Source organism: Shewanella litorisediminis, from assembly GCF_016834455.1.
Lineage (GTDB): Bacteria > Pseudomonadota > Gammaproteobacteria > Enterobacterales > Shewanellaceae > Shewanella > Shewanella litorisediminis.
In genome coordinates this window covers 2,376,828-2,390,790 of sequence record NZ_CP069213.1, presented here as the reverse complement: position 1 = coordinate 2,390,790, position 13,963 = coordinate 2,376,828, and the positions used below count along the sequence as shown (strand labels likewise).

Sequence of the window (13,963 nt, the reverse complement as noted above, 5' to 3'; positions counted from 1 at the left end):
GGATGGCTCAGGCGTAACTTCGGGGCATTCTCATAACAAGGAGTGCCCCATGCCGTTGGAAGAGTTAAGCCACGGCCAGCGACAGCGTCTGGCCTTTATCGATTTCAGTTTGCAGTATTTTGGTGAGATAAGTCGTCAGGATCTGATAAGTCGCTTTGCCACTGGTCTTGCCGCAGCCACCCGTGACTTTGCGCTGTATCGCGAACTTGCCCCTGATAATATGCAACTCGTGCACCAAACCAAGCGTTATCACCGTCAACCCGGGTTTAAAGCCCTGTTCCCCCACGACCCTGCAGTCATTCTGCACGGCCTTGCCCAGGGGTTTGGTGATGGTTTGTCCCATCCCAAAAATCCCAGTGAAATTTGTTTTGATGCGGTGGCGCTTATTCACCCTGAGCCGGAAATTGTGGCTGCCGTGATGCGTGCCATTCAGGCGAATGCCTCACTCAAGGTTCGCTATGTGTCTACCTCATCCGGTGAAACCAGCCGCGAAATCGTGCCCCATGCGCTGGTGAATAATGGCCAGCGCTGGCATGTACGCGCCTATGACAGACTCAATCAACAATTTACCGACTTTGTGATTAACCGAATCAAATCCATCGGCGGTTTTGGTGAACCCGTGGTGCAGCACGAACGCAGCGAGGCCGACGCCCACTGGCAGAGGCAGCTTTGTCTTAAACTGATCCCTCACCCTTCTCTCAAGTACCCCGAGGCCATAGAGCTGGACTACGGCATGGAGAATGGCGTGTTGGAAATCAGCTGCCGTGCGGCGCTTGCCGGTTATTTACTGCGCCAGTGGAGTGTTGATTGCAGTGCGAGGCATCAAATCAGCTCGGGTGTGTGCCAATTGGCACTGCAAAACCTCCAGGTTTTGGGTGATCTAGAGCACAGCAGCATAGTGCCGGGGGCTCACAGCCGCTGAGGTTCAATGGTGATGGCAAGCTGACCCATGGCGTACCCATCATCCCTTATCCGATAAGGCTGGAGGGCAGGGCGCTTCTTTGCTAAGCTCCTGCGGTTTTTATTAATGACACTAGGACTATTCATGGAAATCAAAGACGATCTGGTGGTGCAGTTCAACTACACCCTGCGTGACGAGAAAGGCGAAGTGATTGAAACCAACGAGGGGCACGACCCGATCGCTTACCTGCACGGCCACGACAACATGATGCCCGGCGTTGAAAATGCCATTGCAGGCAAAAAGGTGGGTGACAAGTTCAGCGTGACCCTGCCTGCCAGCGAAACCTATGGCGAGCGTATCGAAAATGCCGAGCAGCGTGTCCCATCCAAGCACTTGTTGGGTGCCAAGGTTTGGAAACCCGGCATGCGTGCCATAGTGAACACCGATCAGGGGCAGCGCCAGGTGACAGTGGTTAAGGTGGGTAAGTTTATGGTCACCGTGGATATCAACCACCCATTGGCAGGACGTGAACTGACGTTTGATATCGAAATCGTCGATGCCCGTGAAGCCAGTGCAGAAGAAATTGCCCATGGCCACGCCCATGGTGTTGGTGGCCATCAGCACTGATGCAATCAATAAAAAAAGGCCGACTATGAGTCGGCCTTTTTTATTGTGGTTATCAGTTCAAATACTGTTTGAGGAAAGATAACATTTCGTTGAACAGTTCTTCGCGGTTGTCTTCATCATAGAAACCGTGTGCTTCGGTTTCTTTCCACAACCATTTGGGTTCCTTACCGACTTTTTGTAACGCCTTTCTCATCACGATGGCATTATCGTAATGGGCCTGTTCGTCACGACCGCCGTGAACCAGGAACACACCGGCTTTGATTTTGTCAGCATTGTGAGCCGGAGAAGCTTTCTTCATTTCTTCTTCTGAGCCACCAAATGCCTGTTCCATGTACCTTTTACCCCAGCCGAGGCGTTCAGCAACGTTTCCTTTTTCGAACATCAACGGTAGATCGTACACGCCCACATATCCAATTGCACACTTGTAGAGATCCGGTTCTTTTACCACTGCCATCAGAGAGGCATAGCCACCATAACTGGCACCGGACATACAAATTTTGTCTTTATTGGCGATACCCTTGTCGATGGCCCACAGGGTTGCGTCGGTCAGGTCGTCCTGCATCTCCTTGCCCCATTGGCCAAAGCCCATGTCTTCAAACTCACGACCGTATCCACCTGAGCCTCGGAAATCTACCTGCAGTACAGCGTAACCCGCGCTGGCATACACCTGAACTTCATCATCATAGAACCAGTAATCACGAGGACCGTGCGGGCCGCCGTGAGGGTGCACAATGAGAGGCAGATCTTTGGCCTCTTTGCCGCGTGGAACTGTCAGATAACCGTGGACGGTTAATCCATCCCTTGCTTTAAAGCTGACCGGCTCTTTGTGCGACATCTTGGCTTTGTCAATCCATGGCTTGGATGACGCGACGTAGGCAATCTTTTTATTCACACGATCGTAAGAATAAAACTCGCCTGGGTTCACATCAGATGCTGTGGTCAGTATCCAGGTGTTGTTGTCGGCGGTAGATGAAGTAATAAATACGGCGTCCTGAGGGAAGCTTGCTTCAAGCGCACGAAACTCCTTTGCAAACGCAGAATCTTCGTCAAAGAAAACGACTTTGGGTTTCCCTTCGTGAACAAGTGCACCCACAACTTCAGAGATTTGGTTGCCGTTGGCATCGAAGTACCTATTGAAGAAGGGCTGTGCATCTACTACATCGTTTTTATATACAAGCTTTTGCTTGCCAGTGGCCAAATCATATTCATACAGCCCTTTTTGGCTATGCTCAACGTTACTGAGCAGATACATTTTGTCACTGGTTGCATTAAAGCCTACGATAGCGGTAGTGCCCTTGGCACTCTCCCGGCTCATATCGACAATGGATATTTCTTTCCATTCAGAGTCCGGTGTATGGCGATAGTAGGTCACCATCTCACCCGAAGCTTCACTCTTCAGCAGCCCCTGACGCTCCGTCTTGTACGACTGAGATACACGCCATTGCTTGTTGTTATCAAGCACTATGCTGGCATTCTCATGGGTGGCACGCTCTACCAGTACTTTCTTACCGGTATAGATGTTCAGCTTATACAGGTTGGAGTAAGAGCGTTTCTCCAGCGCAGACGAAATCAGAATGTTGTCCTTGTCGGTCAGCAGCAAGTCTTCGACTTGAGCACCGGCAAGATCATTATTTCGAGAGCCAAATATCTGTTCTCTCTTACTGCAATCCGCGTTACCGGCAAAGAGTTCCCCGGTACCAAAAGGCTGTGAATACTGCCCCAATTGCTTGGAGATGGACATTACAACCCTTTCATCGTTCGCCCACCAGAAAGATGCAACCGACTCGTCAGAGCGGAAGAAAAACTGACAGGTAATTTTCTTGGTCTTCGTATCTATGATGGCCAGACGTTTGTGGTCTTCATAAGGATAGGTTGCGGCAAGGTAGTCGCCTTTAGGTGAGGTTTTTACGGCGGAGAACATTGCATGTTTGGCAAAACCTTCCACCGAAATAGCCGAATTCGATTGTTCGGCGAAGCAGCCAAAAGCAGCGCTAATCAATGCTAATGAGCTGATTGAATTAGTGAATTTCCTTTTACTAGTCAATTTTGGTACTCCCTTATGTTAGCTGATTGTAAAATATTCCTTGCTATTTACAATCGTTATAACAATTGATAACGTTAGAGCGCGGAAACAACCAAATGGTAACATTTGGGAAACGAAATACAATAAATTTCAATCGTTTATACCGTACTGAAAACTATAAATTTAAATATAAATCAGTCACGCTAGTTGGTCCGGGGATTTGAATGATCAGGCTAGGTAGTTTTTGTGACAAGGAGGCTTAATGTTCAAGGCAACACAACTTTCCACGGCCGTGCGTTTGGGGCTGTTTTCAGCCACACTCGGTCTGTCCGTTGGCGCTATCGCTGCAGAAGAGGTAAACACGACTTCTGTAGAGGAAGAGAAAGTCGAACGAATTGAAGTAACGGGTTCCCGTATTAGCCGTACTGATATGGAAATTGCAACGCCTGTTACTGTGATCACCGCAGATGACATGAAAGATCAGGGCTTTATCACTGCATTTGACGCACTGCAGGGCCTGTCACAAAACACTGGTACCGTGCAGGGTAACGAATTCGGTGCTCAGGGTGGTTTTACCCCTAACGCCGACGTAATCGACCTGCGTGGTTTTGGCCCAGGATACACTCTGGTGCTCCTGAACGGTCGTCGCATCGCAGAAAACCCAACCCCATATAACGGTAAAAGTAACTTCGTAAACCTTAATGGCATTCCATTTGCTGCTATTGACCGTATCGAAGTAGTAACTCAGGGTTCTTCTGCCATCTACGGTTCAGACGCCGTAGCGGGTGTTGTGAACATCATTTTGAAGAAAGGTGTTGAGTCCACCACTGTGTCTGCCATGATGGGTACCACCAAAGACGGTGGTGGCGATCAGAGCCGCTTCTCTCTGACTACTGGTGCAGTAGGCTCCAACTACTCAGTGACCGCTGCAGTGGAATACTCCAAGCAGGATCCTATCTACGCCCGCGACCGTGACTTCATGGACTCGGTAGATGATAACCCTGCTGGTGCCTCACCTCTTTCAAGGGGTATCCTGGTTTTGGATCGCCGGGCCAGAACATACCGTGACCCAGGTGCAGAGACCTGTGCGGCCACCGGCTCTGGCTATGTTTACGCAGATCGTGCCAACTTCGGTAAATACTGTGGTGTAGATACCACAGGTGATAACACCATCAAAAACGAACGTGAAAATATTTCAGCTTATTTTTCAGGCACCTATGATTTCTCTGACAGTTTGAGCGGCTTTGCCGATGTCATGTACTCTCAGATGGAATCTGGTGTATATGGTTCTCGCCATTTCTTCAGTGAAGACTTGTTCGTGAATACCCCTGACGGTTCCGGTAACTATGGTACCCGCGACTACGTGCTGCATCAGCGTATCTTCTCTTTCGATGAGATGGGCCAGCGTAAGACCGAGTTTGAGGAAGCCAGTGCTAACGTTACCCTGGGTCTGAAAGGCGTTATCGCCGATAACTACGACTGGAAAGTGTACTACTCAGAGTCACGCATGGACTATGAAAGCCGTCGTGATTGGCTGAAAGAAGAGGCCGTTGCAGAGTACTTCCTTGGTGAAATTGATAACCCATATGGCCTGTACAATGGTGCCGGTAAAGTCGGTATCTACGACGTAATCACCCAGGATGTTCGTGATGCCGTGCTGGGCACCCAGCTCATCACTGCTGACTCTTATTCACGTACTTTCTCTGCTGAAATCAGCGGTGACCTGTTTGATATGCCTGCCGGTGCTGTAGGCTTTGCAGCTATCGCTGAGTACAACAAGCAGGGCTACGACCTCATCCAGGACGACCGTACTCTCAACACTGAAGGTCTGGGTTGGTATGGTCTGACCGGTACTGAAGGTGGCGGTGATCGTGACCGTTATGCAGTAGGTCTGGAAGTGCTGGTACCTGTGCTGGACGGTTTGGATGTGACACTGGCTGGCCGTTATGACCGCTACGACGACGCTACCACTGACGTGGGTGGCCGTTTGTCACCATCTGTTGCTGTTACCTATAAGCCAATGGATGAGCTGATGTTCCGTGGTACCTGGGGGCAGAGCTTCCGTGCGCCAGACATGCACTACGTGTTTGCCGGTAACAGTGGTTTCTACTCAAGCACCTACGACTGGATTGATTGCCGCGTAAACGACTACGATGATGATCCATCATTCGTACCGAGCGAATCTAACTGTAATTCCAGCAGTTTCAAAGGTAGCCGTTCAGGTAGCACGACCCTGGAAGAAGAAAGTGGTACCAACTGGGGTATCGGTATCGTTGCCGAGCCAATCGAGAACCTGAGCTTCACCCTGGATTACTACAGCATCAAGCTGGAAGACATCATCGGTGATGAAAGCGCACAGGCTATCATGGACCTCGAGTATGACTGTAAGTATGGTCTGAATGGTAAAGATCCGTCCAGTGCCGAGTGTATGGCCAACCAGGACAAGGTCGGCCGTGGCGCCGTCGGTGCTCCAAACGAAGGTGAACTGACCGGTATCAACACCACGCCAGTGAACAAGTCCCAGTATCAGCAGGACGGTCTGGATGCCTCTATCCACTACAAACTGTCTACTGAAATCGGTGACTTCGGTGCAACCCTGAACTGGACGCACATCCTGCACACCAAGTATCAGGCAACTGATGAAAGTATGCTGGAAGATATCCGTGATGATAAGGATAACTCAGAGCCACGTTCCAAGACCTCTCTGGTGTTGACCTACTCCTATCAGGATTTCTCCATGGCTATCCGTGGTGACCGTATTGGTCAGATCCCACTTTGGGAGCAGCCTTCAGAGAACTACGATCCTGAGACCGGTGATGTGCTGAAAGTGGACCGTCTGGACCCTTATTACACAGTTAACCTGGGTCTGGGTTACCAGTTCAACGACAACCTGAGCATGAGCGTAAGTGCTGAAAACATTTTCAACACTCGTCCAGAAACTGACGTGACCCACGACAGCTGGCCGTTCTACAACAGCTTCGCCTATCCAGGTGCTGGTGTAGGTGCCACCTACCGTGCAGAAGTGTCTTACAAGTTCTAACGTTTAGAACTTAACTAAAAAAACCGCCGTAAGGCGGTTTTTTATTTGCGGTGCTAAGGGTGGAACAGGGTTGCAACCCGTCTATCGCTGGTGTTCCGGTGTCATGGGTGCCCTGGAGTGAAATATTGCTTAAGATAATTGAGACTACCGGTTATCCCATTGTCAAAGCCGTATCCTTTGCCATACCAAACCACAAAGACGGCTTTTCTCAGGGCGTGGAATTGGATGCGGTTATTGAGTGTCTGTGACTGTAGCGATTGCCAATGATCTTCCCCAGAGACTTCTCGGTAGGTTGCCAGCAAGTCGTGCATAAACTGGCTGGGACTGCGACGCCATAACGGGGCGAAGTCCATGGCGGCATCACCCAGGCACACATCCGAAAAATCCAGTACAGCACTGAGCCGAAAATCGCTGCCGAGCAATATATTGGCCGGACCGAAGTCACCGTGGCAAAGACTCACTGATACCTTGGATTGGCTATTCAATGTGTCCAGTACTGTCGAGAAGTAACGGTAAGCATTGTTATAAGTCTCATCGCTCACCAGAGGGTGAAGAGCAGGCAGCACGTCGCCCAGAAAGTCTTCGTCGCCATAGGGATATGCCACCAACTGTGGATGGGCCATTTTTGTGGTGTGGAGCTTCGCAAGCAAGGCGCCCAAAGCCCCGGCAAGAGGCGTGTAAGCTTTGGCACCTGATACGTTCATCTGCTCGCTTTGCCAGTCGATGGGATTGCCAGCGAGCTTGGGATAGAGCATGCAAACTTCGAGGTTGTCCGGAGCTAAATACACCTTGGGCAAAACCGATGAAGACAAGTTGTTTGAGCCATCGCGCCCAATGGATGCAGTTAAGGTATCCAGCAACTGTTTTTCAAGTGTATAGCGGCTTGTGAGCGCGTGACCGGCATCGTCGCTGAGAGGTTTGGGGAGTCTTGCCATCCAGCGACCATTGATTTCAAGTACCAGGTTGGTCCAACCCTGGTTATTTATATCTACCCGTGATACGGATTCACCGATTGTCTCGACTATCCAGTCTGTTAAGGTGTCAGAAAGCTGATACAATTCAGTCCCCTTAAGGTTACCAGCGCAATTACCACTGTCGGATATGCCCATGGAGGCCTGATGATCATTAGCCATTCACAGGGAAAACTCATCCTTGCCCATACAGAGCTTCTGTGCCGGCTTAACGGCGGCGTGCAACTCAGGGCATTGGTGGATGATATGCGTTTATTGGCCGAGGCCAAACTATTGATTGCTGATGCCGGTGCGGTCAGTTGGTCTTTGTTACTGGACGATGACGGGCAGCTTGAAGCCATCGCCGCCTTTTATGGACTGGAAAAGGACAAGAGATAATACATGAAGATTGAACAAACACCTTTGGACGCCATTGTTGTTGAACCCACAGTACCTGCCCGTTATGCGGTTATTTGGCTCCACGGTCTTGGGGATTCAGGTGCGGGGTTTGCGCCTATAGTGCCCGCGCTGGCGCTGCCAAAGGATGCTGGCATTCGCTTTATTTTTCCTCACGCCCCCGAGCAGCCAGTCACCATCAACGGTGGATACATCATGCGTGCCTGGTATGACATCAAGAGCATGGATTTACATGACAGGGCAGACCTGGCGGGAGTGCTTGAATCAGAGCGCCAGATAATGGCGCTGATTGAAGCTCAGATAGAGGCGGGTATTCCCAGTGAACGTATCCTGTTGGCTGGCTTCAGCCAGGGTGGGGTGATGAGTCTTTTCTGTGGTTTGAGGTTCCATCAGCCCCTTGCCGGCGTGATGGCGCTGTCATGCTACTTGCCCGGCGCAGATACTCTGCCTGAGGACTGCCATCCTGCCAATGCGTCAACGCCTATTTTGCAACACCATGGTGAGCAGGATGATGTGGTGCCACTCTTTGCAGGCCAGATGGCCCAAAAGGCGCTGTCGGATGCCGGCTATGAAGTTGAATGGCAGAGTTTCAACATGGGTCATAGCGTCTTACCCACCCAGTTGGTTGAGATCCGTCGTTGGATCCTGTCCAGATTGGTTGATTAATGTGCATCCTCTGTGACGATTGAATGAATGCGCACCTCAGGGTGCGTTTTTTATTTGAAACAGTCCTCAGCGTTCATTCGATAGTGCCATAACAACCGTCCTTTATGGGCTGTGTGTGAGTTTTTTGTGGCGTCTTTGTTAGCGTACGGCATTCATCTTAAAAGTTGCCTTTTGCCTGTTCTTTGAGCTGAACAAAGTCTTGGTAAAAATGCTGTGAAAACCTACACTTAGCTCACGAAAATTCATATTTCTGCCACAATTTGCCGTCAGAATTGCTATTATGTTGCGCGACAAAAGGCCGAAGTGCCTGGTCTGCATATGATGATGGTTAAAATAAATAAAATCATGGGGTTGATAATATGTCACATAAACTGATGAAAGGATTGCTGGCGACTGCTGTACTGGCAGCTCTCACTGGCTGTATGGATGCCGATCCAAAAGAGCCGGTTGTACCAACAACCTGCGCCGAAGCCGGTGATGCCTGTAAGACCTTTACCGTGCTCCACACTAACGACAACCATGGTCGTTTCTGGGAAAACAAAGATGGCGAGTATGGTATGGCCGCGCGTAAAGCGCTGATTGACAGCATTCGCGGTGAGGTGGAAGGCAATGGCGGCGAAGTGCTGCTGCTGTCCGGTGGTGACATCAATACCGGTGTACCCGAGTCTGATCTGCAAGACGCAGTCCCTGATTTTATCGGTATGACCAAGATTGGTTACGATGCCATGGCTGTGGGTAACCATGAGTTCGATAACCCGCTGAATATTCTGGATATGCAGCGCCAGCTGGCCGACTTCCCCTTCCTGTCAGCCAACATCTACAAGGCCGACGGCAGCCGTTATTTCGACGCTTACAAAGTATTTGATGTTAATGGTGTTCGTGTTGCCGTAGTGGGCCTGACCACTGAAGATACGGCCAAAATCGGTAACCCTGAGTTCATCGGTGAACTGACCTTTACTGATCCTAAAGAAGAAGTGGCCAAGGTCATCAAAGAAATCAAAGACGGTGACATGGCCGATGTGATTTTTGCCGTGACTCACATGGGTCACTATGCCGATGGCCAAAATGGCAGCAACGCCCCCGGCGATGTGGCCATGGCTCGCAGCCTGAACAAGGGCGATCTGCAGTTGGTGATTGGTGGTCACTCCCAAAACCCTGTATGTATGGAGCCGGGCACCAATAACTATGCCGATTTCAAAGCGGGCGATGAGTGTACTCCTGATCAGCAAAACGGCACCTGGATCATGCAGGCCCATGAATGGGGCAAGTATGTTGGCCGCGCTGACTTTGAATATTTCAATGGTGAATTGCACCTGGCCGGTTATAAGCTGATCCCGGTTAACCTGAAGAAAACCGTCGAAGATGAGTCAGGTAACAAGACCAAGGTGCTGGTGGGCGATGCCATTACACCCGATGCTGAGCTGAAAGAACTGCTGCAGTACTATCAGGATAAGGGGCAGGACTCTTTGAATGAAGTGATTGCAACTACCGATGGTTTGTTGGAAGGTGCTAAGTCAGATGTACGTTTCCGTCAAACCAATTTGGGGCGCTTGCTTGCCATGGCGCAGTCCGACAAAGTCAAGGCCGATGTGGGCGTGATGAACTCTGGTGGTGTACGCGCGTCTATCGAGGCCGGTGATATTTCCTACCGCGATGTGCTGACCGTTCAGCCTTTTGGCAACACCGTGACCCTGAGTACCATGACGGGGACCGAACTGGCCGAGTACTTGGGTGTAGTTGCATCAAAGCAAATTGATTCGGGTGCTTATGCCCAGATCACCGGCGTTAAGATGACAGTTGACTGTACTGCTCAAAGTGTCGCCATCAGTGATGTAAACGGAAAGGGTTTTACCGGTGATGCTACTTACACGTTCACAGTACCTAGTTTCAACGCGGACGGTGGTGATGGTTATCCAGTGCTGAATGCCGTAAAGACAGGTTATGTTGATGCTGACGTGCTCTACGATTTCTTCAAGCAGAAGCGCAGCATCAAGGCCACTGATTACAACCCTGTAGGCGATATTGTTTACATTAACTCTGATAGTACCGATGGTTGTAAAATCACAACTAAGTAATCTAAAGAGCTATTAATTAAAAAGGCCGGATTAACGGCCTTTTTCTTTTTTTGGGGTTGAAACCCCAAAATTCGCCCTTACATAAAGTAGTGAGCCGCTCAATGAGGGCTCGGGTATCGCCTTCGGGGATACCGTCATTTGTCAGGGTGCGACCCGGTCGGCCCGCCAACTATATTGCTTATGATGAGGATATAAAGATGCGTAATTACGATTTAACCCCACTTTACCGCAGTGCCATTGGCTTTGACCGCCTTGCCCAATTGGCCGAACATGCTGCCGCCAATAATGGCAACAATGGTTACCCCCCATACAATATCGAGCTGCTCGGTGAAAACCGTTATCGTATCACCATGGCTGTGGCCGGCTTCTCGATGGAAGAGCTTGAGATCAGCAGCGAAGGCGACAAGCTGGTTGTTAAAGGCAACAAACAAGATAAGAGTGCTGAGCGCAAATACCTGTATCAGGGTATCGCTGAGCGAGGCTTTGAGCGTACTTTCCAACTGGCGGATTATGTGACCGTGACCGGTGCCTATCTTGAACACGGCTTGCTGAATATCGACCTGGTGCGGGAAATCCCCGAAGCGCTGAAACCACGCAAGATTGAAATAGGCTCTCGCCCGGTGCTGGAAAATGTCGAATAAGCGCCGATGAGGCAACCTGAGGCATGAATTTGTAAATGTGCCTTAGACAAAAAACGCCAGTCTCAGACTGGCGTTTTGCGTTTTGTGGCCTGAGGTCTTCAGCTTATGCCCGCATGGATTTGTCGCCGCGCGATAACCCCACCACGCCAGAGCGTGATACTTCCACCACCTTGGTCACTTCCGCCAGGGCATTGATAAAGGCATCCAGCTTTTCGGTGGTACCGGCCAGCTGTATGGTGTAGTGGGTAGCGGTCACATCCACAATTTGGCCGCGGAAGATATCGGCACTGCGTTTGATTTCCTCTCGCACTTCTGCCTGGGCCTTTACCTTCACCAGTGCCAGCTCACGTTCGATGTGGGCCGATTCGGTGATATTGGATACCTTGAGCACGTCAATCAGCTTATGCAGTTGTTTCTCGATTTGCTCGAGTACCATTTCATCCGCCGCCACTGTGATATTCATCCGCGACAGGGTTGCATCGTCCGTGGGTGCCACTGTCAAACACTCGATGTTATAGCCTCGCTGGGAGAACAGGCCAACCACACGGGAAAGGGCACCGGGTTGGTTTTCCAAAAGTACAGATATAATTCGGCGCATCAGCTTCTCTCCGTTTTGCTCAGCCACATGTCATTCATCGCGGCCCCGCGGATTTGCATGGGGTAGACGTGCTCAGTTTCATCGACATTAATGTCCACAAACACCAGCCTGTCGGTCATCGACAGGGCTTCGGCGAGCTTGGACTCAAGCTCCTCCGGACGGCTGATGGTAATGCCAACATGGCCGTAAGCCTCGGCAATCTTGGCAAAATCCGGTACTGAATCCATGTAGGAGTGGGAGTGGCGCCCTGAATAAATCATGTCTTGCCACTGCTTAACCATGCCCAGGAAACGGTTGTTAAGGTTGATGATTTTTACCGGCACATCGTATTGCAGCGCGGTGGAAAGCTCCTGAATATTCATCTGGATGGAGCCATCGCCGGTGACGCACACCACGGTTTCATCGGGCATGGCCATCTTCACCCCCATGGCGGCGGGCAAACCAAAGCCCATGGTGCCCAGACCCCCTGAGTTTATCCAGCGTCTTGGCTTGTCAAAGGGGTAGTAGAGGGCTGCAAACATCTGATGCTGACCCACATCGGAACTCACATAGGCGTCGCCCTTGGTGAGGCGATAGAGGGTTTCTATCACTTGCTGCGGTTTGATTTTTTCACTGCTGGTCTCGTAGGCCAGGCACTTGCGGGCACGCCACTGATTGATGTCATTCCACCAACAGTCGATGGCGCCTTCATCGTTGTGCATTGCGGCGTCGCCGTCCAGCAGCGAGAGCATCTCATCCAGTACCTTGTCGGCACTGCCTACGATGGGAATATGGGCCTGTACCGTTTTTGAGATGGATGAAGGGTCGATATCTATGTGCAGCACTGTGGCGTTGGGGCAATATTTCTGCACGTTATTGGTGGTGCGGTCATCAAAACGCACCCCAATGCCGAATATCAGGTCACTGTTATGCATGGTCATATTGGCTTCGTAGGTACCATGCATGCCCAGCATACCGATGTTGTTGGGGTGAGTGCCGGGAAAGGCGCCAAGTCCCATCAGGGTGTTGACCACCGGAATATTCAGCCGCTCAGACAGCGCCAGAATTTGCTTGTGGCAGCTTGAAATAATAGCGCCGCCGCCCACATACAGCACCGGCTTTTTGGCACTGAGGAGGGCCTGTAACCCCCGGCGGATCTGGCCCTTATGGCCCGTCACCGTGGGGTTGTAAGAGCGCATTTTCACCTCTGACGGATACTCATAGTCGAACTTGAGCGCCGGATTCAGGGTGTCTTTGGGTAAGTCGACAACCACGGGGCCAGGGCGACCAGTGGCAGCGATGTAAAAGGCTTTCTTAATGGTCTCGGGTATTTCAGTAGGGTCTTTCACCAGAAAGGAGTGCTTCACAATGGGTCTTGAGATGCCAATCATGTCGCATTCCTGAAACGCATCATTGCCAATCAGACTGGAGGGCACCTGGCCGGACAGAATAACCAGCGGGACCGAGTCCATATAGGCGGTGGCAATCCCGGTGATGGCGTTGGTGGCGCCGGGGCCCGAGGTCACCAGAACCACACCTACGTCACCCGTGGCACGGGCATAGCCGTCGGCCATGTGTACTGCGGCCTGCTCATGGCGAACCAGAATGTGTTCAATATTGGAACTTTCATGGAGGGCATCGTAGATATCCAGTACAGAACCACCCGGATAACCGAAAATGTGTTTTACGCCTTCGTCGATAAGGGATCGAACTATCATGCTGGCGCCGGAAAGCTTTTCCATTCGTGCATCCTCAAAAGATACCGTTACGGTAAACAGTACTTGTTACAGCGACGGTAATCGCTCTAAAACCAAGCTCCTGGGGTACCAAGAACTCACTCAATTGCCCTGATTCCGGTAAGAAACGCTCACTCGTCTTGAGCGAGCAGGGCAACTGTCGCAGATGGACAGGCATTCATCTTTTAAAAAAGATTGGTTAAATTCAAGCCTGAATTCAAAAAAAACAACAAACTTAAAGAAAATTCAACATCAGCGGGCTAGGAGAACGGGTCTGAACTTGAGTTAATTTACAATATTTTACAGGCTA

Annotated in this window: 11 protein-coding genes; 7 read left to right on the top strand and 4 right to left on the bottom strand. The window is 50.7% G+C overall.

All coding sequences use genetic code 11. The features are described from left to right. Positions 1 to 49: 49 nt before the first annotated feature. Complete coding sequence (locus JQC75_RS10370) at positions 50 to 922, top strand: helix-turn-helix transcriptional regulator (RefSeq protein ID WP_203324045.1); 873 nt, start codon at positions 50 to 52, stop codon at positions 920 to 922. A gap of 123 nt (positions 923 to 1,045) precedes the next feature. Beyond that, the gene (locus JQC75_RS10365) at positions 1,046 to 1,528 is read left to right on the top strand and encodes an FKBP-type peptidyl-prolyl cis-trans isomerase (RefSeq protein WP_203324044.1); all 483 of its coding nucleotides are present in this window, start codon (positions 1,046 to 1,048) and stop codon (positions 1,526 to 1,528) included. A 52-nt stretch (positions 1,529 to 1,580) separates the two neighbouring features. Here JQC75_RS10365 and JQC75_RS10360 read toward each other — a convergent pair whose 3' ends face one another. Next, complete coding sequence (locus tag JQC75_RS10360; RefSeq protein WP_203324043.1) at positions 1,581 to 3,572, bottom strand: alpha/beta hydrolase family protein; 1,992 nt, start codon at positions 3,570 to 3,572, stop codon at positions 1,581 to 1,583. Between the two features lie 241 nt (positions 3,573 to 3,813). Here JQC75_RS10360 and JQC75_RS18995 point away from each other — a divergent pair, with 241 nt between their 5' ends. Next, positions 3,814 to 6,591 carry a TonB-dependent receptor plug domain-containing protein gene (locus tag JQC75_RS18995; protein ID WP_203324042.1) on the top strand — a complete coding sequence of 926 codons (2,778 nt, stop codon included), beginning with the start codon at positions 3,814 to 3,816 and terminating at the stop codon, positions 6,589 to 6,591. A 101-nt stretch (positions 6,592 to 6,692) separates the two neighbouring features. Here JQC75_RS18995 and JQC75_RS10350 read toward each other — a convergent pair whose 3' ends face one another. Continuing rightward, positions 6,693 to 7,724 carry an aminoglycoside phosphotransferase family protein gene (locus JQC75_RS10350; protein ID WP_203324041.1) on the bottom strand — a complete coding sequence of 344 codons (1,032 nt, stop codon included), beginning with the start codon at positions 7,722 to 7,724 and terminating at the stop codon, positions 6,693 to 6,695. On the opposite strand from JQC75_RS10350, the gene JQC75_RS10345 reads away from it, so the two are divergent. The 4 genes from JQC75_RS10345 (at position 7,710) to JQC75_RS10330 (ending at position 11,340) form a co-directional block, all read left to right on the top strand. Beyond that, complete coding sequence (locus JQC75_RS10345) at positions 7,710 to 7,940, top strand: DUF3389 family protein (RefSeq protein WP_203324040.1); 231 nt, start codon at positions 7,710 to 7,712, stop codon at positions 7,938 to 7,940. The genes JQC75_RS10350 and JQC75_RS10345 overlap by 15 nt on opposite strands. A gap of 3 nt (positions 7,941 to 7,943) precedes the next feature. Then, positions 7,944 to 8,624, top strand: a complete 681-nt coding sequence (locus JQC75_RS10340) for an alpha/beta hydrolase (RefSeq protein WP_203324039.1) — start codon at positions 7,944 to 7,946, stop codon at positions 8,622 to 8,624. 359 nt (positions 8,625 to 8,983) lie between these two features. After that, positions 8,984 to 10,699 carry a bifunctional UDP-sugar hydrolase/5'-nucleotidase UshA gene (gene ushA, locus JQC75_RS10335; RefSeq protein WP_203324038.1) on the top strand — a complete coding sequence of 572 codons (1,716 nt, stop codon included), beginning with the start codon at positions 8,984 to 8,986 and terminating at the stop codon, positions 10,697 to 10,699. A gap of 197 nt (positions 10,700 to 10,896) precedes the next feature. Then, on the top strand, positions 10,897 to 11,340 hold the full coding sequence (locus tag JQC75_RS10330) for an Hsp20 family protein (RefSeq protein WP_203324037.1): 444 nt from the start codon (positions 10,897 to 10,899) through the stop codon (positions 11,338 to 11,340). Positions 11,341 to 11,443: 103 nt separating this feature from the next. Here JQC75_RS10330 and ilvN read toward each other — a convergent pair whose 3' ends face one another. Then, positions 11,444 to 11,938, bottom strand: a complete 495-nt coding sequence (gene ilvN, locus JQC75_RS10325; protein WP_203324036.1) for an acetolactate synthase small subunit — start codon at positions 11,936 to 11,938, stop codon at positions 11,444 to 11,446. Next, a complete protein-coding gene (locus JQC75_RS10320) occupies positions 11,938 to 13,659 on the bottom strand; it encodes an acetolactate synthase 3 large subunit (protein WP_203324035.1) in 1,722 nt (573 codons plus the stop codon). The genes ilvN and JQC75_RS10320 overlap by 1 nt, the downstream gene beginning before the upstream one ends. Between the last annotated feature and the right edge of the window lie 304 nt (positions 13,660 to 13,963).